The organism is Paenibacillus sp. GQ49, from assembly GCF_059759055.1.
Genome location: NZ_JCAXEL010000016.1, coordinates 124,131 through 145,114 on the forward strand (window position 1 = coordinate 124,131; position 20,984 = coordinate 145,114).

Genomic DNA, 20,984 nt, shown 5'->3' on the forward strand with positions numbered 1-20,984 from the left:
CTGTTCACCGCCACTTTATGTATTTATCTTCGTATGTACGAGGACTATTATACCATGACCTTTCTCACATTGAACAAGAAAAAACAGACCACATCGTGGTCTGCCGCAGTTATTCGCTCAGCTTAAAATTTAAATTATCCATCTTTTTATGAGGTTGCATTGACCGGTTTGATCTCTTCAACCGCTTCTTCCATTCCTGTATTCGCATTAATGTATATCCGGTAACGAGAACCGTTAATTTTCCCTCCGAATTCATAACACAATACTTCTTTGCTGTAATCATTCTCAATCAGGGATTTGCGAACATAATTTTCTTCGAACTCCGAGTTAAGCTTTTTCCGCGCCTGTTGCTCCGTAAGCGTTGCTTTCGGAATTTTGCGCTTGTCATTATGTTCGTAGACAAAGTCACTCGCCTGGAAGCCGGTTACTTCACCTGTATCCAAACCTACACGAACTGACATTTTCTCAGGATAGATCAAAGTGTCTCCTTGCTTACGTACATAAGTAAGGTTACCCAGATTACCATATTCGTCGTAGTTTACGGCCTTCATATCCTTATAACCTTTGTTCATTAGAAATTGATCTGCTTTAGCCATGGCATTCTGACGGGACACTTTTTTGGTTCCGATTGGACGCGTATCACTGTAAGAGATCAGCATTCCGCCATTACGGGTGAAATCCATCATCAGTTTGCCATTGTTGGCATGATCAATTGTGGCAGTGTAGGACTCCCAGTCAGTTCCTTTGCCGTTCTCCTGCACTTGGATTTTGCTACTATCCGTATTAGAAAATTTTGCAGCCTTGCTCTGGATCTGTTCTTTGGTCACCGGCAAACCGCCCAGTTTCTTGACTGATCGTTTTGCATAGATATTGGATACGGAAGGCCCCCAATCAAGCTCCGGGTATTCCTGTACCTTTTTGTTCACAGTACGAAAACCATCAACGATCGTGTTGTCCATGGTTTGCTCTTGCGTTGCCATGGCAGTCTCTGCATCCATCCAGCGCAACCGGTCCGTCAGGACTTTCTGCTGCACATCCTGCAGATTCTTGGTAATCTCGGATGAATTCTGATACAGCTTTTTCAGGTTGCCCATTTCCTTCTCACTTAGCGGTTCGTTCGTCAAGTCACGCATCGACGCCCGATAGGCAAAGTTGGAAATACGTGAGAGAAACTCCTCTGTCTCGTTAAATGGCAGCATGGTGAGTGGCAGTTGGTTGATCTCATTCTGTGCTTCACTCGTGAGTCGCCATACATTCATCAAACCTTTGCGATGCATCCCCTGTGATGTAGAGTGAACCGCCAAGGTGTTACCAATCTCCGAATGCAATTTGTCCATATGAAAAGATAAATCGTGAAAGGCACGCTGATATTGGTTCTCTGCCTTGATCAGAATTGCATTCTTCTCCTGATTCTCCTGATAACCCCACACGAGCGCACCGACTAGCAGAACCGCAAATATCGGAAACATAACTGAACTTAAACGTTTATACATCCGTAGAGTCTCCTTTCTTCTAAACCACTACCTCTATTGTGGATCGAAGAAAGATCTCTTATGCATGCGATTTCCAGTCCTTACACAAGCAGGCTGCTAAAGTCCCGTTTGGGTCCTCCTTTTAATTCAGCTGAATACCAGTTGCCATGCCCTCTTCTTCAATTTCGAACTGGTCTCTGTTATCACATAGGCACTGCTTGAATCCCGTCTCAATTCGGCCCCGCTCTTTCTTGCCTCGTAATGTAAATCGTTCACCGCATTGTTTGCATCTGATTTTAATTTTAATTCTCATCACAACGATCTCCGTTTCTGTTGGTCATTCCCCGGGAGTTTATCCGTAAAAATAAAAACACACCGGAGCCATAGGCGCAATATGCGCTTTATGTCCACCAGTGTGTCCCTATTTTTATAATTTAACCTCTTCCTCCCGCTTCACAAAACGAAAAGGAGAACGGTTATTAGCTCGTGTGATTTTACCCATTGCCCCATACCACAGGCCCGCCATTAGCGGCGCTATAAACCACAACCAATTGTTCAGCATGGTGTTCATGATGACATCGTACAATGCATGCCAGAAAAAAGGTAACACCAGAGAAAGAACCAGGTACCACCGCTTTTTCTTACCACCAATAAACTTGGCTTTACCCATATAATAACCCATGATTACCGCAAACATAGCGTGCCCTGAAACAGGGAGCAGTGCCCGAAGGAACATGGCTGAGACGGATGCATTCCCCGCAAAGGCATACAACACATTCTCAACAGTGGCAAATCCAAGTGAAACAGCAACTGCATATAAGATCCCGTCATACGGCTCATCAAATTCGGTGTGATTATAGATGATATGATAAAGTACGAACCATTTAACGAATTCCTCTACACCACCTGAGATCATAATGGCCTCAAGATAAGGATTATCCCCGAGCCATATCATCATGCCACGCTGAATAATCATCACAGGCAGTACCATCAGAATCCCCATGAGGAAAACCCGCAATACCATATGAAGTGGCTCATAATCATAACGGTCTTTCAGGTAAAAGTATGTTAACAAGGCGAGACCCGGAGCAACTGCTGCCGCTAAGACCGAAAACAAAAGCACCGAAATTCCCTCCTCTGACTAAAGACGCGATTACAACTAGAGATTAATCCTGGCGTTTGAAGTGGGTGCAGATAACATCAATCGCTTGTGCAGGAATAACAACCTTACCATACTCTTCCATAACTGCCGGAGTAACTGAGGAACCTTCGCCAAATTCAGCAAGCAAGGCAATCAATGCCGCATGTTTGGTGGAATCTACCTCATCTGGCTCCAAATGCAAGAACCACTTGTCTTTATACGAATAAAGTCTCCCAGCATCCGTAACATGCTGACGCAACATATGTGCAGCTTCAATGAGCACTTCAAAGTCCTTGAATGCATAAACGATGGAATCGCTTTGCTCGAGTGTAACTTCCATTTCATATACTTCTTCAGGAAGATCATCTTCATGACCTGAACCATATTGTTGCGGATCATATTTTCCTCGTGTGACAATGACAACCATCCCTTGAGCGGGAAGTGCGAATACTTCGACAGCGAGTGGACCTGTGGCATCAAATCCAAGTTCGGAATAGGCCTGATCCATCATTTCAGTGAACAGTTCATGAACCTTAGGTATTTCCTGCCACATATCTTCTTTTTGTATTCCGCGCTCGCTCAGATCGTCAAAGGTCAGGAAAATCCGTATCTTATCGTGACTTAGTCGTTCTATTTTCATACAGGATCTCCCCTTTATAAGCAAGTCTTATAACAGATTATGAAGCACAAAACAATATGTGCTGAAAATAAATCTATGTAGTTATGTTATCATTTTATACCTCTAAATGCACGAAGTAAAATCGACAAAAAAAGAATCATTCCACAGCCAATCTAGACTGTGGATGATTCTAATTGGAGGTTTTGGTTTATAAACCCGGTACTGTTGTGTTTGTTTGGCTTAAAATTTGCTCAACTTCATGCTTCACATCGGGATTGGTGCGAATAAAATCTTTGAGCATGCTCATATTCGCTTCTTTTTCCTGCGGTGTGATTGCTCTTGCGGTCTTTGCTGCCGGATTTTTGTGGGATTCACCATGTTGATTTTGCTTGCTTGTGAACCCGTCCATACCCGGGAAAGTCATTTCCATCATCTTATGTTTTGCCTGATCCATCATATTTCTTGATGAACCCGATGACATCATGGGCAATTTGCCTTTGGACAGCCATGAACTGGCTGCAACACCAATGACAATACCCCAAAAAAAGGATGACGTCTTCATTACACCAACCTCCTTCAAGTGTTAAAATCATATTTAGTGTTTGCGGTAGTGAGCGATCTCATTCCGTATAAATACAGGAAAGCGAGTTGAAATCATGTTTAGACATACCGCCGCATTGATCATTGCTGCAAGTTTGCTGCTGTCAGCTTGTGGGACAGCGGAAGAAAAACCATCTGATAATTCAGCACCAGCGGGCGAATCAACTACCACGGTTCAAGAAGAGCAAGATAACTCTAACCCTACTGAAACAGAAGAACCCGAAACTGTTGTGCCCGAACCTTCCACGGAAGATTCAACTGCGACAGAGGAAGAACCTGAATCTTCGGAGAAGGTTTCTACAGAAGAGAAAGTGGATAAAACGTATCATATGAATGAAAATTATTATATTAAACCAAACGATGAAGCGAGCCCAAACAAAGTGGTCTTGTTAACTTTTGATGATGGACCTAAAGAAGAAAAAATGATTACTTCTCTAATCGACACTTTAGATAAACATAACGCTAAAGCGATATTTTTCGTCAATGGTTACCGGGTGAAAAGCCATCCGGAATTGCTCAAACTCATACATGAACGGGGTCAGATTGTAGGCAATCATGCCTGGGATCATGAGGATCTCAAAAAAATGTCCAACGCTGAGGCGGCAAAACAGGTTACAGATGTCCAAAAAATAGTGAAGGATACCATTGGTGAGGAACCGCAATTCTTCCGTCCACCTTTTGGGTCGGGAAATGATGCACTGAAGGCTGCTGTGAAGAAAAAGGGCATGTTATATATGACTTGGTCTAATGGTTCGCTCGATTGGGATAAAAGCACCAAAGACAAACCGGAAAAAGTCATCCAAAATGTACTGGACCAGTTAAATCCCGGAAGCAATATTTTGATGCACGAGTTGCCATGGACGGTTGAAGCATTGGATGAATTGCTGACCAAGCTCGAGAAGAAAGGATATTCCTTTGTTGATCCGCGTGCAATTGAATTGGAAGCTCGTTAAATTGTAATTTTGCGCATTAAAATAAAACAGCCTTGATCCAATGGATCAAGGCTGTTTCTCTGTGAGTGCTTTTTCCGCAGGCACTCTTAACGTGATGATATGCATCTCCGCAGGACAACCTAGTCGGAGAGGAAGATGATTTGTACCGTATCCTCTGCTAACAAGCATTTTGCCTTCTTGGTGAATGTCCTCCGGACTTCGCTTCAGGGAGTACCACCCGTTCGATACGGGACGATACGATTTTCCAAGGAACACAGGTCCGAAAAATGGTACAACCAATTGTCCGCCATGTGTATGACCGCTTAAAATAAGATCTGCATTTTCTTCCAAGCGAAGGGCCTGCAAAGGATCATGAACGATAGCAATTTTGCAAAAACGGTTACCGATCTGCTGTAGTAATACATCGCCCTGTTTGGAACGATAGTCTATGCCGATCAGGCTCAGTTTGTCATTGCCCCTTTGCAGATATTCCACATTATCCTGCAGGAGCTTAACGTCCGATTCCCGAAGGATTCGCGCAAGTTGAGCGGTACCAGCCCTCTTGTCATGGTTGCCATACACCGTAAATGAAGGAGCAATGTTCGATAAAATTTTCATGTTATGTCTAACTAAAGACCATGAAATTCCTTTTTCCGCAACATCCCCGCCGATCAGAACCCAGTCCACCTTGTTTTTAACGTTTTCCAGATCCTTCTGGTTCAGCTTGCGCTTGTGCGTGTCGGATACATACAAAATCTTAGCCCCATCAAAGGATGTTGGCAGATGAGGCACTTCAACCTCTTCTTCAATCATTTGATGAACGTGGGCTTCACACCACATATGAAAAAGTAGTAAAACTCCCATCAAAATGATTAAACCTGTGAGTAAAAGCATTACCACGGCAAGGGAAGGAACGTATTCAGAGCGGGTGCTCCTTCAACCCCCCACCAAACCAGACTAATCGTTAACATGACAAAAATAAAAATGAGTGAATTGACAAACCTCTTGCTCAATTTTAACCGACGTGAAGGATGTAATTCTGTTCGTGTAGGAAGCGAACCCGCTTCGGGGATCGATTCTTCCGTTGAATTTGACGTTTTTTTGGAGCGTGATGGTGCCCTTTGAGGAAGTACTGGACTTTCCAGTTTTTCTGTATAAGGCTTGCGCTGTGATCTAGGTAAAGAAACGGAAGTAATTGGTGTGATTCCGCCAACCTCAGCAGCTGCTGCCGTTTCAGCAACGATGCTTACTTGAGAAGCCACCTGACGCTCGGATTTCTCTTTTTTATCCGATTGACGATGGCGCTGACTGCCATATGTCTTCATTCTACTTAATGGCTGATTCATGATCCCCTCCGAAAACGTATCGCTAATCCGGACACCAAATCAATAATAAAGTGACACAATATAGGCGCCCATAATGTGCCGGACTGCAAGTAAATCCAACCCAATCCATAACTTGAGACAAACACCCAGCCTGTTGGAATCCAGTGGCGCAAATAACGAATATGGATAACTGCAAATAAAATACTTGTCCAGTAAGGACCGATGGCATGTTGGATGGCTCCACGGAATAATAATTCCTCACACACAGCAACAATGGCTGCTATACATACAATGTGCCAGATGGGACGCCCACGGAACAACATCTCGTTAATTCCACCGTCATCCATGCTTTCCTGAGGTATAACATACGACAGTACCAAGTCCATAACAAGCATAATTCCTGCAAGACCAAGACCCCACCATATAAATTGGTAATTATCAGGCCAAGCGAGTACATCTAACAAGTTTCGTTTCTGCAATAAGATCCACACAACTCCGATAATCAGTGTCAGACCTTGTGTAAAGTATAGATTGATTAAAAGCAAACGCTCGGTAAGCTGCTGTGGCTCAGCCTTCTGAATCTTGAACTTGGGAAACTTGAATTTTTTCATCGGATGCGTCTGTCCTCTTGAGTTAAATTTGATGGATAACAATTACGTTGTCCAATCGGATAGTATACTAAATGATAGCCAAAAAACCAAATAGGTTCAAGACCTGCCCCAAGTCCTGGTTTTATGTCCGTGCCATTACTTCATTAAAGCAGTAAAATTCAGTTCACCAAACAGCTTACTGTCCATCTTCTTGTCGTAGGTATATTAACTATTGTATTACTTATGGTGACTCTGTTTATGTGTGAATCTAAAGACATCTGCAAAACATTTTAAAACATTTAAGCCTATTGACATGCTCATGTCAGCCATGATACATTATGAAAAAATTAGTCACGTTAAACACGATGATGGAAAAAAGACGTTGCTTCGTCTTACAGAGAGCCGATGGTAGGTGTGAATCGGTGGCAGGCAAATGGTCTTGAGCGCTCCTGAGTTATTGCATTGAAATTGGAGTAGGTGCAATCGGTTTAGACCCGTTATCCTCTTCGGTCTTCATTGACCGCTAAGACTGTCGTTGCGAAACGGCGGTGAATTAGGGTGGTACCACGACAACTCTCGTCCCTTATTGCGCAAGCAGTATGTGGATTGAGAGTTTTTTGATTTATTTTAAAGGATATCTGTGGGATCACTCTATTTGCTTCACCTTCCCCCTCTGTTGCGACACCGCGTTGTTGGGCGGAAGAATCAACCTGGTTTTAAGGAATACCTCTTCGCTGAGGTCAGACCTTGACGATATAGATACACATACCTAAGGAGGAAGAAACCATGTACAAAGTGTTAGTGTCGGACCCAATCAGTGATCTGGGAATCCAGCAACTGGTGGATGCAAATGATGTTGTTGTTGAGAAGAAAACCGGTCTTAGTGAAGATGAACTTGTTGCCATTATTGGTGATTATGATGCCCTCTTGGTTCGCAGCCAGACTCGTGTTACAGATCGTATTATGACGGCTGGTACCAACCTTAAGGTGATCGGACGTGCAGGTGTTGGTGTAGATAACATTGATCTGGAAGCTGCTACACAGCGCGGTATCATCGTTATTAATGCACCTGATGGCAATACCATCACAACCTGTGAGCACACGTTTGCCATGATGATGGCATTGGCACGACACATTCCTCAGGCATATGCCAAAACAATTCAGGGTACGTGGGATCGTAAAACCTTCCTGGGTGTGGAATTAAGAAATAAAACGCTCGGTGTACTGGGTATGGGACGGATCGGTAGTGAAGTTGCCAAGCGCGCCAAAGCATTCGGAATGGACATTCTTGCTTACGACCCGTTCCTCACGGAGGAGCGTGCCGAGAAGCTGCAAGTGAAACTTGCTAGTGTAGATGATATCATTCGGAATGCGGACTTCATGACCGTTCACACGCCATTAACACCGGAAACACGGCATATGATTTCACGTCCACAATTCGAAGTGATGAAAAAAGGCATGCGTATCATCAACTGTGCGCGTGGTGGTGTAGTTGACGAAATGGCACTTGTGGAAGCCATTGATCAAGGTATTGTTGCTGGTGCAGCTTTTGACGTATTTGAAAGCGAGCCGCCAGCCGCTGACCACCCGTTCCTGAATCACCCAAGCATTATCGTTACGCCTCACCTTGGTGCATCCACAGTAGAAGCACAAGAGAACGTGGCTATCGATGTGTCGGAACAGGTGCTTCACATTTTGCGTAACGAACCGTTTAAAAACGCAGTTAACATGCCGGCTGTTGCACCAACCGTGATGAACAAATTGCAGCCGTATTTCAAACTGGGTGAAACGTTGGGTAGTTTTGCAGCACAGATTACACAAAATGCAGTGCAGGAGATTCGGATTGACTATGCTGGTGAACTTTCTGAAGTAGATACTTCTCCTCTCACACGTTACATTGTGAAGGGTATTCTCGCCAGACATTTGGGTGGGGAAGCCAACATCGTTAACTCCATGCATCTGGCCAAAATCCGTGATCTGAATGTGGTTGTAAGCCAAACCTCAGCAACTAAAGGATTTACTAACCTGATTACCGTAACATTGGTTACAACTCAGGATGCTGAGGAACGTCGTGTAGCGGGTACATTGCTTGCAGGTTATGGAGAGCGTATCGTTCGTCTGGACAAATTCCCGGTAGATATCGCACCGGAAAGTCATCAAATTTTGATCTCACATAATGATAAACCAGGTATTATCGGGCGTGTAGGAACCCTGCTTGGACAAAACGATGTCAACATCGCATCCATGCAAGTTGGACGTAAAATTATTGGTGGTGCAGCGATCATGATTCTGACCGTAGATAAAGCTGTTCCAAAAGATGTGCTTGTGCAGCTTGCTGCGCTGCCAGAAATCAATACTGCTGTTGAAATTGTTCTGGAATAATCAAACATATTTCTATATGTAAAAGGAAAGACGGGACCCTCGTGGTTCCCGTCTTTTTTTGTTGTGTACCCGCTGAAATATCGGTGATGAAGCTTGCAAACAAAATTTAACTTAACTGAATAATGTTTAGTGTAGATCCCGGAGGAGAAAGAATAGCTGTGCCAACGAGCCCGAATAATTGTAACTGTATTGTTGAACCAGCGGTAACGGTAATCATAAAGTCAGACTGCAGCTGACTGAGAGAAAGTACTGGAGATACTACACTCGCTGGAATAGCTGTACCGTTAAGTAAAACCCGAGATTGGATAGCAAGTGCAGCTGTCAGACTTATTTTGTATGAGATATAGTAACGACCTGCATTGGTCAGCGTGAAGGTGTCATTAGCCCCATTGACGGTTATACCTGTGCCAATATTTTGGTTATTCGGTAATGGAACGAGTGTACCACCCAATATTACAACAATCGTACCATTAGTGTTCTCAGCAAAAGCCGAGTTAGATGTTACAGATGTTCCAGTTGCACCTGTTGCTCCGGTAACTCCTGTACTTCCGGTTACGCCCACTCCCGTGGCTCCTGTTATACCTGTCACTCCTGTTTCCCCAGTGACACCAGTAACTCCGGTACTCCCCGTTATGCCAACTCCAGTGGCTCCCGTTATACCTGTAGCTCCTGTTTCCCCAGTCGCACCGGTTGCTCCAGTAATTCCTGTTACGCCGACTCCTGTTGCTCCGGTTATACCTGTGGCTCCTGTTTCCCCAGTCGCACCTGTTGCCCCGGTAATTCCTGTTACGCCGACTCCCGTGGCTCCCGTTATACCTGTGGCTCCTGTTTCCCCAGTGATACCAGTTGCTCCGGTAATTCCCGTTACACCGACTCCCGTGGCTCCCGTTATACCTGTGGCTCCGGTTTCCCCCGTAACACCGGTTGCTCCGGTAATTCCCGTTACGCCGACTCCTGTTGCTCCGGTTATACCTGTGGCTCCTGTTTCCCCAGTCGCACCTGTTGCCCCGGTAATTCCTGTTACACCGACTCCCGTTGCTCCCGTTATACCTGTCGCTCCTGTTTCCCCCGTAACACCGGTTGCTCCGGTACTTCCCGTTACGCCGACTCCCGTGGCTCCGGTTATACCTGTAGCTCCTGTTTCCCCAGTCGCACCTGTTGCCCCGGTAATTCCCGTTACACCGACTCCTGTGGCTCCAGTTATACCTGTGGCTCCTGTTTCACCAGTCGCACCTGTTGCCCCGGTAATTCCCGTTACACCGACTCCTGTTGCTCCAGTTATACCTGTAACTCCTGTTTCCCCAGTCGCACCTGTTGGCCCGGTAATTCCCGTTACACCGACTCCTGTGGCTCCAGTTATACCTGTGGCTCCTGTTTCCCCAGTCGCACCTGTTGCCCCGGTACTTCCTGTTACGCCCACTCCCGTGGCCCCGGTTTCCCCCGTGACACCAGTTGCTCCGGTAATTCCCGTTATGCCGACTCCCGTGGCTCCTGTTTCACCTGTTACGCCTACTCCCGTTGCGCCAGTCAATCCCGTTACGCCTGTTGCTCCTGTTTCACCTGTCGCTCCAGTACTACCCGTTACTCCAACTCCAGTTGCACCCGTAACTCCCGTAGCTCCTGCGTCCGCAAGCAATGTGTAATCCGGTGATGTGCCCGGCGTTCCGGTTGGCGATGCCACATTCGCAATATACGTACTACCATTGAAAGTAACGACCTGACCCGATGGATACGTTGGGGCTGCGGCTGGATCAAATGGTACAATGCCACTCAAACCTACACCTGTCGCTCCTGTTTCACCCGTTGCCCCGTTCCCTCCAGTTACTCCTGTTGATCCCGTTACGCTTAAACCCGTGGCTCCTGTAATTCCCGTCGCCCCAGTCAACCCTGCAAGACCAGTCGCTCCTGTGTCACCAGTACTTCCTGTCACTCCAACTCCAGTTGCACCGGTCACACCTGTCGTTCCTGCTCCTGCAAGCAATGTGTAATCCGGCGATGTGCCCGGCGTTCCGGTTGGCGATGCCACATTCGCAATATACGTACTGCCATTGAAAGTGACGACCTGACCCGATGAATACGTCGGGGCTACGGCTGGATCGAATGGTACGATACCACTCAAACCTACGCCTGTTGCTCCCGTTACCCCTGATGCTCCTGTTCCACCAGTACTTCCTGTCACTCCAACGCCGGTTGCTCCTGTATCACCCGTTACTCCCACCCCAGCAAGCAACGTGTAATCCGGCGATGTGCCCGGCGTTCGGGTTGGCGAAGCTACATTCGCAATATACGTACTGCCATTGAACGTTACAACCTGGCCTGCTGGATACGTCGGGGCTACGGCTGGATCGAATGGTACGATACCACTCAAACCTACGCCTGTCGCTCCTGTTACGCCCGATGCTCCTGTGATTCCGGTACTTCCCGTTACTCCAACTCCAGTTGCTCCCGTAACTCCCGTTGCTCCTGCTCCAGCAAGCAATCTGTAATCCGGCGATGTGCCCGGCGTTCCGGTTGGCGATGCCACATTCGCAATATACGTACTGCCATTGAACGTTACAACCTGGTCTGCTGGATACGTCGGGGCTACGGCTGGATCGAATGGTACGATACCACTCAAACCTACGCCTGTCGCTCCCGTTTCACCTGACGCACCTGTGGCTCCTGTAGGTCCTGCACCTGCAAGCAATGTATAGTCTGGCGAAGTATCTGGCGTACCCGTAGGAGAAGCCACAGTCGTTATATACGTACTGCCATTAAAGGTAACGACCTGACCTGCTGGGTACGTTGGAGCTACTGCAGGGTCAAACGAAACTGCACCATTGAGACCGATGCCCGTAGCTCCGGTCGCACCTGTAACTCCCGATCCTGCTAACAACGTATAATCTGGAGAACTTCCTGGCGTACCCGTTGGCGAAGCGACATTTGTAATGTAAGTACTGCCACCAAACGTGACGATCTGCACAGCTGGATATGTCGGGGCTAATGCGGGATCGAATGGCACGATGCCACTTAATCCTGCACCTGTGGCTCCAGTTACTCCAGTTGCCCCCGCAGCTGCGATTAATGTGTAATCCGATGAAGATCCCGGTGTTCCTAGAGGACCAGCTACACTTGCAATGTAAGTACTACCATTATACGTAATGACTTGACCTGCTGGATAACCCGGGGCGAGTGCTGGATTAAATGCTACTGCTCCTGTCAAACCACCTCCCGTTGCTCCAGTCGTTCCACCCGACAGCAAAAGAGTGTAGTCTGGAGAACTTCCGGGTGTACCCAAGGGACCGTTCACATTGGCAACATAAAGACTGCCCTCGTAGCTTACTACTTGACCTTGAGCATAAGTTGGTCCCAGTGCAGGATCATATGCAGTAATATTGTTCAAGCCAACACCAGGTGCTCCTGCCGGACCCTGTGCTCCCTGTGGACCGACTGGGCCAACTGGGCCAACCGGTCCTACTGGTCCAATTCCTCCAGCTGTTCCAGTAGCCCCTTTCACCCCAGGGACTCCCGGGACACCGGGTACCCCCGGAACTCCTGGCCTTCCCTGTGGACCAGCTGGTCCGGTAATCCCTCCAGTTCCAAGGGTTGTGGTCGCCCGGCCTAACGACATGGAGATTGATCGAATTAATCCCACAAGTTTATCTTTTTCTGCAGGTGGTGCTTCCAGAAGCAACGTCACACTTAACAAGTCATCCAGTAAGTTTTGCAAGTTACCTGCGAGATTAATTAGAGGAACAGGGACAATCTCTGAACCTGCAATCGTTAATTCCAATACGGCTTGTAATTCTGCCTTTACCCCGGCACGAAATCCGGATTGATTCACAAAAGTAAGTAACTGACGTAATGCGTTCTGCAAAGACATTATATTGGCTGAAGTCGGCTGACTGATTGCAGCAGGAATAGCCACAGCCAAAGAACGAAGTATGGATTCAAACTGCTCCAGTTCTATTGTGGTTATTGGAATAAACGGAGAGCCCGCTCTAAAAGATCTGCCTTCCAAGAATGCTTTAATATTGACCCTTTTTCGATCATCGGACATGCTTTACTCAATCCTCCTCTATCTTGCTTGCTTTTCAAGCTTATGTAACATAAGAAGGAAATTTATCTTGGACACTCTTTTTAGTCAAAAAAAAAAGACCATTCATGTTCCACGTTGAACAAGATTAAACGGTAGTCTTCAACAAAAAAACACCCTCCTTAAGAGGGTGTTTCCGCACTTTTTGTATGAAATTCAGGCTATTTCGATGAATCCAAAGGAAATTGCAAAATAAACTCTGTTCCTTCGCCAAGCACACTATTGACAGTAATCATGCCTTGATGCGCATCAACAATATTTTTCACAATCGCTAACCCAAGCCCCGTACCTGCACTTTCTCCCCGAACACGAGCCTTGTCTGCTTTGTAGAATCGTTCAAAAATAAATGGCAAGTCGGATGAAGGGATGCCTACACCCTGATCCTTTACAGAAACTCTGACAAATGGAGCACGAAGATAAGTGACCCGCTCGGCTGAGATCATTACATTTTTGCCAGTGGGTGTATGTCTGAACGCATTATCCAGCAAATTCGTAAATACTTGCTCAAGTCGATCCTCATCTGCTTGTTGAAGTTCAATGGTTGATTGTTCGAACTTAAATTGCAGTTGAATTCCCTGTTCTTTTGAACGCACCGAGAACTTCCGATATACACGTTCAAGTAGCTCTCCGAGGTCAACTTCCTTCATCACCATGTCCGTGTGTCCAGCTTCCATCCGTGCAAGGTCAAGCAAGTCTTTAACCAGTCTGCCCATCCGCAGGGACTCATCATGAATGACCTGGATCAGTTCTTCGCTCTCTTCGGGTGAGGTTGCCATGCCGTCCAAAAGCGCTTCGCTGTAGCCTTGCATCATGGATAATGGGGTACGTATCTCATGAGATACGTTAGCCACGAAATCACGCCGCATCTTCTCCAGCCGCACTTCTTCTGTTACATCTCTTAAGACAGCCACAGCACCTCTGACAACACTGTCAGCGTACAACGGTGCCATCTGAACAGACCAGACACCTTGCTGTACGTGAACATTGGAGTTCTGGTCCCCACCTTGCTCCATCACCATTCTGAACAAAGGAAGAAGGGGCTCAGGTACATCACGCGAAGTCTTGTCAGACTGCTCGGATTCTTGTCCTTCGTCCATTTTTGCCCAATCGAGATCATACCATGCCTGCATGATCTTCTCTCCTGGTGGATTCGTCAGAATGACTTTGCCTTCACCATCAAATGTAACCACCGCATCGGTCATGCTGCGAAGCACACTCGCCAAATGTTCCTTCTCATGGTTAAGGTTTCGAATATTATCTTCCAGTTGGGCAGCCATATGATTAAATGTGTTGGCAAGTTCACCAATCTCATCACTCGTTACCAGGGAGAGACGTGTTCCGTAGTTCCCTTTGCGAATCGCATTGGCTGCCTGAATCAATTGCTGCATGGGCTGCGTTATTTTAGTGAATAGAAACAATGCAAAAAACGTGGTTAAACTGAATCCGATTATACAGATATAGGTGAACAACCGCTTAATATCTCTGGATTCGGATTCTGCAAAGTTCGTATCAATGTAGGGCAGCAAAAAAAGACCCAGCGCTATAAGTACACAACCCACAAGGCAGATAATAGTGATCCATAACTTCCCGACCAGTGATCTCCAGAAACTAAAACTACTTCGGTACTTCCAGTTTATAACCCACACCCCACACCGTCGTAATCATGGCCGCCGATTCAGGCGATACCTTGTTAAGTTTCTCGCGAAGACGCTTCACATGCGTATCCACGGTGCGAAGATCGCCAAAGAATTCGTAATTCCATACATCTTTGAGCAATTCTTCTCTGGAGAAAACTTTGTCGGGAGATGTTGCCAGGTAGTGCAGCAATTCATATTCTTTTGGTGTAAGACTAATCTCTTCGCCACCAGCGGTTACCCGGTGGGCATCATGCTCAATAACCAGATGCGGGAACACGATGTTGTTACTCGAATTGCTCTCCTTGGAGAGATAAGCTGTCGCGGAAGATCGACGCAAAATCGCTTTGACGCGATAAATCACTTCACGCGGGCTGAATGGTTTTACAACATAATCATCAGCGCCAACTTCGAAGCCTTGAACCCGGTTAATCTCTTCACCTTTTGCAGTGAGCATCAAAACCGGCGTTGATTTCACCTGACGAAGACGGGTACACACTTCAACTCCATCCATACCCGGCAACATCACATCAAGCAAAATCAGACCGTAGTCCCCTGCTGTTGCTTTACGCAGCGCAGTTTCCCCATCCTCAGCTTCATCGATCTCATAACCTTCTTTTTCAAGATACATTTTCAAAAGCCTGCGGATTCTCTCTTCGTCATCCACGACCAGTATTCGATTCTCATGTTCAGCCATGCCTCTCCAGCCCCTTTGCAATAACTCCTCATCACTTCTATTATGTTCGATCTGGCGAACAATATTTGAATACCCTTCAATAAAAAGGTACGTTAGTGTTTACCGCTTCTAAACTCAACCTTTGCAATACAAGTCTGTCCTAGTCCGCTCCAGCATAAGAATGTAATCCGGCAATGATCAGATTCACTCCAACCAGCGTAAACATAACCACCAGGAAGCCAAGAACTGCAAGCCATGCAGATTTCTGGCCTTGCCAACCTCTGGATAAACGCAAATGCAGATACACACTATAATATAGCCATGTAATCAATGCCCACACCTCTTTGGGGTCCCAACCCCAAAAGCGACTCCAGGCAATCTGAGCCCAGATCATGGCAAATATTAATGCTCCCAGCGTAAATATCGGAAAACCAATGGCAATCGCGCGATAACTTATCTCATCCAGATCATCGGCATCGATTCCATCCATCATTGGCTGTAACGCTTGTCCAAGTGGTCTGCGCACAAGAAGTCGTACAATTCCATACAGGATCAGACCTACAATAAGTGACCAAACCACCGTATTCAGCTTGCGCCCGGCATTTACCCCGTTCATCCAGGAAGGCGTCTCAAGTAAAGGTTTTTTCATGCCAAGAAACGGTGTCATGCTCTCCACTTCGCTATTATATGGTGCAAAAATCGGAGGCATGCGATAAATCACTTTCTCTATTGTACTATTTTCCTGTACCTCTGTGTCAATGCTGACCGTTTTCTGTACAAAAACCGCCTCGTAACCAGCTGTACGAAAGGCAAATACCGTTCCGATAAATCCGATGACTACAACGATCGTAACCAGGGTGAATTCAACCCATCCTCGTTGACGTCTTGAAGACTTGTCTTTACCACTGAAATCAACAGTACGGAGCAAATACATGAACCCTGCGGCAAAACCCACGGCGAAGAATGCTTCACCAAGCGCAGCCAACGTCACGTGAATTTTCAGCCAAATGGACTGAAGCGCCGGGATTAATGGTTGTACCTCCTGAGGAAATACAGCGGCGTACGCCATAATAATAATGGTAAGTGGTAAGGCAAACAAACCCAGTAATGACTTTCGGTATATGGCATATACAACAATAAATGCAACCATGATCATCATGGACAGAAAAGACATGAACTCATACATGTTACTAACCGGGATATGACCTGCCCCAGCCCATCGGGTTACAAAAAATACGATATGTGCCGCCAAGGCGACAGTCGAAGCGATAAAAGCTCTTTTACCCCAGCGATTCATATGGTCCAGAGGATCACGATTACTCCATTTTTTGCCCATGACCGCGACAGCATATAACAAGAATGCAGCACAATAGAGAAAGAAAGATACGATAAATGCGTCGCTGCTGAAATCCAATAATCTCATGCCTGGTTCCCCCCGTTATCCAACGACTTCTCTTCAACTTCCAGATTCATCTGTTTCAAAACGGCCGCAACTTCACGCCTGAAGCCAAACCAGTTTTTGTTGGTATGTCCACCCAAGGTGAGCTGTTTATCATCAAAACGAATCCAGATGCGGCGATGATGCCAATAAAAACCCATGACCAGACCCAACATAACAATACCGGCTCCTACCCACACAAAAGGCATTGCCTTATCCACTCTTATATTGAGATAACTTACGGACTGAATAATATCGACCTTGTCCATGCTGTCTACTTCCAGCTGTAAAGGAATATCAGCTCCAATCAGCTGTTGGTTAATCGCATCCTGTTGAAACCGTTGTTTATCAATCTGCTTTGCAAAGTACAGATATTGTATCCCCTCTTCGGGCAGATCCGGTCCCTTGATGAGAAAGAGAAAAGCAGGTGCATTAGGTGAAGGCGATTTTGATTTGGGCTGACCATTCTCATCCAATCCAAAGTCCATAAACTTTTCTTTTACCGTGAGCTTATAAGGACCAGCTTCAAATGTTCTTTGGGTATCTACCATATCGATCTTAATTGGCCCATATACTTCACCCGTCTTTGTATTGACCAGATCAGGCGTTACGGACCGAATAGTGGGTGTTAGATCATAATCAAACTGATATGCTTTCAGACCGTTATAATTCAATGGATGATTCACACGTACATCATGTCTGGCCACCTCAGCTAACTGAGGTTTCTTCGAGAGATCCGAACAATCTGCTGTACATTCATACAAAACAACTTTTGTTTCGAACAGTTTCGGAACGGTTTTATTGAGGTTACGGAATTGCTCAGGTACTTCTTCCTCACTGTAGAATTCAACATTAAACTGTTCATTTTGCAGATACATCGACGTATTCGGGATCTTTTTGATCTCACCTTCAGGAAAAGCGACATGCTCGTCCAGATTCAGACCTGGAAGCCCTCGTGCGAGCACCGCCAGCAGAAATATAATGAGTCCAATATGGATGACATATGGGCCCCATCGACTGAATCGCTGTTTCTCTGCGAGTAATGCATCACCCTGGGTGTGCACGCGGTATCCTTTCTTTTTCAGCGGCGTAACCGCTTTCTTAATCCAGTCTTCTGGTGCCTCTTCGATGGTACCTTGGTACACCAGACGCTGTCTTGTCAAAAATTGCGTATGCTTACGTATTCTCTGCTTATTCAATGCTTTGTAGAGCGGCAGGACGCGATCCAGACTGCATATCACCAATGATGCCCCAATAAGCACCAGCAGTAGAATAAACCACCAGGATTCGTATGTATGGGATAAACCCAACAGATAATAGATATGACCCAATTGACCGTATGTTTCTTTGTAATACACGGAAGGATCAATATTCAAGAATGTACTTTCTTGCGGATAGATTGTACCAAGCATAGAACCTACAAGCGTAAAAACAATCATATAGACGGCAATTTTAACGGAAGAAAAAAAGTTCCATATGCGGTCAATGATGTTGGGGTTACTACGCTGTGAACGGCGCGCCATGCCATCATAACGCATTTCCAGCACTTCATCCGATTTAGCTTCAGACTCCAGCAGCGGTTTCCCACATGCTTCACATAGTACAGTGCCTACCGGATTCTGGTGTCCACACTCACATTTGGTATTTTGGAACACGAATAGACCTCCTGTCAGGGCTGCTTCGCCAGTTGCGAAATTTGAGCGTCAAGTGTGTCCAAATCAAGTTGCCCGATATGAATGGTAGAGATTTTGCCCGTGTCGGATACAAAAAATGTCGTTGGCATCGGAGAGATCCCGAAATCACGAACCGAGTTTTTCTCACGGTCTAACATGATTGGAAACGTAACCCCAACCTGCCGCACAAAATTATCCACGGTCATCTGGTCTTCTCCAACATTAATTCCGACAAATTGTACTCCCTGGTCCTTCCATTTGTCAGCTTGTGCCTGAAGTGCAGGCATTTCTTTAACACAAGGTTCACACCATGTGCCCCAGAAATTGATCACCATCGCTTTTCCTTTGTACTCATCAGACGTATGAACTTGACCATCCAGGCCCAGCAGTTCAAAAGAAGGAGACTTGTCCCCTTCCTTTGGCTTGCCATTCGAGCCGGATACCGATGTGGTAATCGCATATCCGCCCAACACCAGGATCAATAACAAAATGACGATTTGCACCGTTCTTCTTGATTTCCCCATGTGCTGCTCCCCTTTTAAGTGACTGTAGCATTCGCATCTTATTGGTCTAAGACAACTGTGAACATCCTATGAACAATTATAGCGAATTTCGTCACAAAACTGCGGCGGTTTTATGAAAATTATGTGTCCTCACATTACCTTTTTTTCATTTTTTTGGCTGGTTCTGATTGTGCGAGGGTAATCAGGTTGTTGACTTCTTCTTTGGTCAGATGACGAGTCAGACCACGTTTCAGGTTTTGTAGCAAAATACCACCAAACGAAATCCGTTTCAGACGGGTTACCGGATGGTTGATTGCCTCGAACATACGTCTAACCTGACGGTTACGTCCTTCATAGATCGTAATGGAAATGACCGACTCATTGGCCGCTGTATCCACATCTTTGTACTCTACCTCTGCAGGAGCAGTCATGCCGTCATCCAGCATAATGCCTGTCTTTAATTTCTCCAGAGCCGTACCATGCGGCACACCCTTAACCGTTGCATGATATGTTTTGGGTACGTGATGCTTCGGATGCGTCAGCAAATGCGCAAACTCTCCATCATTGGTAAGGATCAATAAGCCCTCTGTGTCATAATCCAGACGACCCACAGGATATACGCGTTCCTTGACACCTTTCAGGTAGTCGGATAAAATTTTCCGACCTTCCGGGTCAGATGCACTTGTGATTACACCTTTTGGCTTGTTCAACATCAAGTACACTTTTTTCTCACTGCGGATTGGTTTTCCATTAACCGTAATCATATCCTCTTCGGGGTTCGCTTTTGTACCCAGTTCGGTTACGACCTCCCCGTTAACTTCTACTTTGCCGGACAGGATTAGTTCCTCGCTCTTGCGGCGGGATGCAATGCCTGCCTGTGCGATAATTTTTTGTAATCTTTCCATGTTTGTCATGTCACCTCACACTAATGATACCCATCACGCAGGGAAATCACAAGGATAATCCAAGGATTTTGCAAACTGGCGACACGAATATGCATTTTAGGCGACCTTCCCCTTTGAGATTGACGCAAAAAAAAGCCTACCTTTACACGACCTGTTGAACACAGATGGTGTAAAGATAAGCCTTTTCCTCAAATCATTTAATTGGAAACTTTTCCTGCAACTGCAACCTGTTTTTTGGCAGGTTTAGTACTCTCTTTAATGAAAGTCTGCAATGTCTTGGAAGTAATATAATAGGTACGTCCACCGTACACAAATGTCATCATACCAATGACCCGGTTGTTCTGATCCAGAACAGGGCCACCTGAATTACCTTGGGCCATGGATTTCACAATACTGCCGATTCCCTTTTTACCTGGAACGTCCGAAGCTTGGGAACTAAACACTCTGCTTTTGGCTATCGTATTGAAGGTAGAAGGAAAATCTTCATCCAGGATGACAAGATCACCAGCAGGATTTTTGGGGAATCCAATCGTATAGACAACCTGGTTATCCCTTGCGTTTGCAAATGTGACCGGTTGGGCGTCTATTTCCTTGTCCAGCTTCAGCAGTGCCATGTCTGTGACCGGATCTGTCTTAATAATCTTCGCCTTTACAGGCTTACCCAAGGAACCCGGACTTGCAACAGTCAGTGTACCTTCATCACCATCAGACAGTTCAGCAAAACTCTGAACGACATGATAATTCGTGAGCACTTCATCCTTTGAGATCAATATTGAGGTACCAACATCATAATATACCATATCGGGTTCATCCTGCTTGACCAAACGTACATTCACGACTGGAAAAGAATCCGCTGTGACTGCCATTTGTGCACGCAGCTGTTTATCGAAGTAACCTGTAAAATGTATCGTCTGAACGGCTTGAGCTGCCGCCAGCCCCGTTGACCCTGCGAGTATTGCAATAGCAAGCACGCCTGACATTCCGACACGGAGCATTCGTTTCCAACTCTTCTGCATGTC

18 protein-coding genes and 1 other annotated feature are annotated in these 20,984 nt (G+C 46.0%); of the genes, 2 read left to right on the top strand and 16 right to left on the bottom strand.

What is annotated here, in order from left to right:
* Positions 1-146: 146 nt before the first annotated feature.
* The 5 genes from ypeB to AC6CIF_RS23540 all read right to left on the bottom strand — a co-directional run bounded on the left by ypeB (position 147) and on the right by AC6CIF_RS23540 (position 3,794).
* Positions 147-1,493, bottom strand: a complete 1,347-nt coding sequence (gene ypeB, locus AC6CIF_RS23520) for a germination protein YpeB (protein WP_498201727.1) — start codon at positions 1,491-1,493, stop codon at positions 147-149.
* A 121-nt stretch (positions 1,494-1,614) separates the two neighbouring features.
* Positions 1,615-1,785 carry a hypothetical protein gene (locus AC6CIF_RS23525; protein WP_165980215.1) on the bottom strand — a complete coding sequence of 57 codons (171 nt, stop codon included), beginning with the start codon at positions 1,783-1,785 and terminating at the stop codon, positions 1,615-1,617.
* A gap of 114 nt (positions 1,786-1,899) precedes the next feature.
* Entirely contained in the window at positions 1,900-2,595 is a 696-nt protein-coding gene (gene prsW / locus AC6CIF_RS23530) for a glutamic-type intramembrane protease PrsW (RefSeq protein WP_221820298.1), read from the bottom strand.
* A 43-nt stretch (positions 2,596-2,638) separates the two neighbouring features.
* Entirely contained in the window at positions 2,639-3,253 is a 615-nt protein-coding gene (locus AC6CIF_RS23535) for a genetic competence negative regulator (RefSeq protein WP_076209900.1), read from the bottom strand.
* A gap of 187 nt (positions 3,254-3,440) precedes the next feature.
* Positions 3,441-3,794, bottom strand: a complete 354-nt coding sequence (locus AC6CIF_RS23540) for a hypothetical protein (protein ID WP_047843572.1) — start codon at positions 3,792-3,794, stop codon at positions 3,441-3,443.
* 94 nt (positions 3,795-3,888) lie between these two features.
* Here AC6CIF_RS23540 and AC6CIF_RS23545 point away from each other — a divergent pair, with 94 nt between their 5' ends.
* Complete coding sequence (locus tag AC6CIF_RS23545; protein WP_498201728.1) at positions 3,889-4,785, top strand: polysaccharide deacetylase family protein; 897 nt, start codon at positions 3,889-3,891, stop codon at positions 4,783-4,785.
* A 45-nt stretch (positions 4,786-4,830) separates the two neighbouring features.
* On the opposite strand, the gene AC6CIF_RS23550 is transcribed toward AC6CIF_RS23545, so the two are convergent.
* From AC6CIF_RS23550 to AC6CIF_RS23560, 3 genes are all read right to left on the bottom strand, one after another.
* A complete protein-coding gene (locus AC6CIF_RS23550) occupies positions 4,831-5,577 on the bottom strand; it encodes a metallophosphoesterase (protein WP_498201729.1) in 747 nt (248 codons plus the stop codon).
* An 80-nt stretch (positions 5,578-5,657) separates the two neighbouring features.
* Entirely contained in the window at positions 5,658-6,110 is a 453-nt protein-coding gene (locus AC6CIF_RS23555; protein ID WP_076209898.1) for a hypothetical protein, read from the bottom strand.
* A complete protein-coding gene (locus AC6CIF_RS23560) occupies positions 6,107-6,700 on the bottom strand; it encodes a CPBP family intramembrane glutamic endopeptidase (RefSeq protein WP_036607728.1) in 594 nt (197 codons plus the stop codon). The genes AC6CIF_RS23555 and AC6CIF_RS23560 overlap by 4 nt, the downstream gene beginning before the upstream one ends.
* Positions 6,701-7,035: 335 nt before the next feature.
* Positions 7,036-7,266: a binding site (T-box leader), on the top strand.
* Positions 7,267-7,465: 199 nt separating this feature from the next.
* Here AC6CIF_RS23560 and serA point away from each other — a divergent pair.
* The gene (gene serA / locus AC6CIF_RS23565) at positions 7,466-9,061 is read left to right on the top strand and encodes a phosphoglycerate dehydrogenase (protein ID WP_076209897.1); all 1,596 of its coding nucleotides are present in this window, start codon (positions 7,466-7,468) and stop codon (positions 9,059-9,061) included.
* A gap of 106 nt (positions 9,062-9,167) precedes the next feature.
* On the opposite strand, the gene AC6CIF_RS23570 is transcribed toward serA, so the two are convergent.
* The 8 genes from AC6CIF_RS23570 to AC6CIF_RS23605 form a co-directional block, all read right to left on the bottom strand.
* Positions 9,168-13,100, bottom strand: coding sequence for a BclA C-terminal domain-containing protein (locus AC6CIF_RS23570; protein WP_498201730.1), 3,933 nt, complete (start codon positions 13,098-13,100; stop codon positions 9,168-9,170).
* 197 nt (positions 13,101-13,297) lie between these two features.
* Entirely contained in the window at positions 13,298-14,695 is a 1,398-nt protein-coding gene (locus AC6CIF_RS23575) for an ATP-binding protein (RefSeq protein WP_498201740.1), read from the bottom strand.
* Positions 14,696-14,750: 55 nt separating this feature from the next.
* Entirely contained in the window at positions 14,751-15,467 is a 717-nt protein-coding gene (locus tag AC6CIF_RS23580; protein ID WP_017687664.1) for a response regulator transcription factor, read from the bottom strand.
* A gap of 139 nt (positions 15,468-15,606) precedes the next feature.
* Positions 15,607-16,869: a cytochrome c biogenesis protein CcsA gene (gene ccsA / locus AC6CIF_RS23585; protein ID WP_017687663.1), complete on the bottom strand. Its 1,263-nt coding sequence runs from the start codon at positions 16,867-16,869 to the stop codon at positions 15,607-15,609.
* Positions 16,866-18,539 carry a cytochrome c biogenesis protein ResB gene (gene resB, locus AC6CIF_RS23590; protein ID WP_413408019.1) on the bottom strand — a complete coding sequence of 558 codons (1,674 nt, stop codon included), beginning with the start codon at positions 18,537-18,539 and terminating at the stop codon, positions 16,866-16,868. Before resB ends, ccsA begins: the two co-directional genes overlap by 4 nt.
* A 14-nt stretch (positions 18,540-18,553) precedes the next feature.
* The gene (locus AC6CIF_RS23595) at positions 18,554-19,081 is read right to left on the bottom strand and encodes a redoxin family protein (RefSeq protein ID WP_017687661.1); all 528 of its coding nucleotides are present in this window, start codon (positions 19,079-19,081) and stop codon (positions 18,554-18,556) included.
* A gap of 134 nt (positions 19,082-19,215) precedes the next feature.
* Positions 19,216-19,965 (bottom strand): pseudouridine synthase, encoded by a 750-nt coding sequence (locus AC6CIF_RS23600; protein WP_498201731.1) that lies wholly within the window; start codon positions 19,963-19,965, stop codon positions 19,216-19,218.
* 197 nt (positions 19,966-20,162) lie between these two features.
* Positions 20,163-20,981: a S1 family peptidase gene (locus tag AC6CIF_RS23605; RefSeq protein ID WP_498201732.1), complete on the bottom strand. Its 819-nt coding sequence runs from the start codon at positions 20,979-20,981 to the stop codon at positions 20,163-20,165.
* Positions 20,982-20,984: the final 3 nt, after the last annotated feature.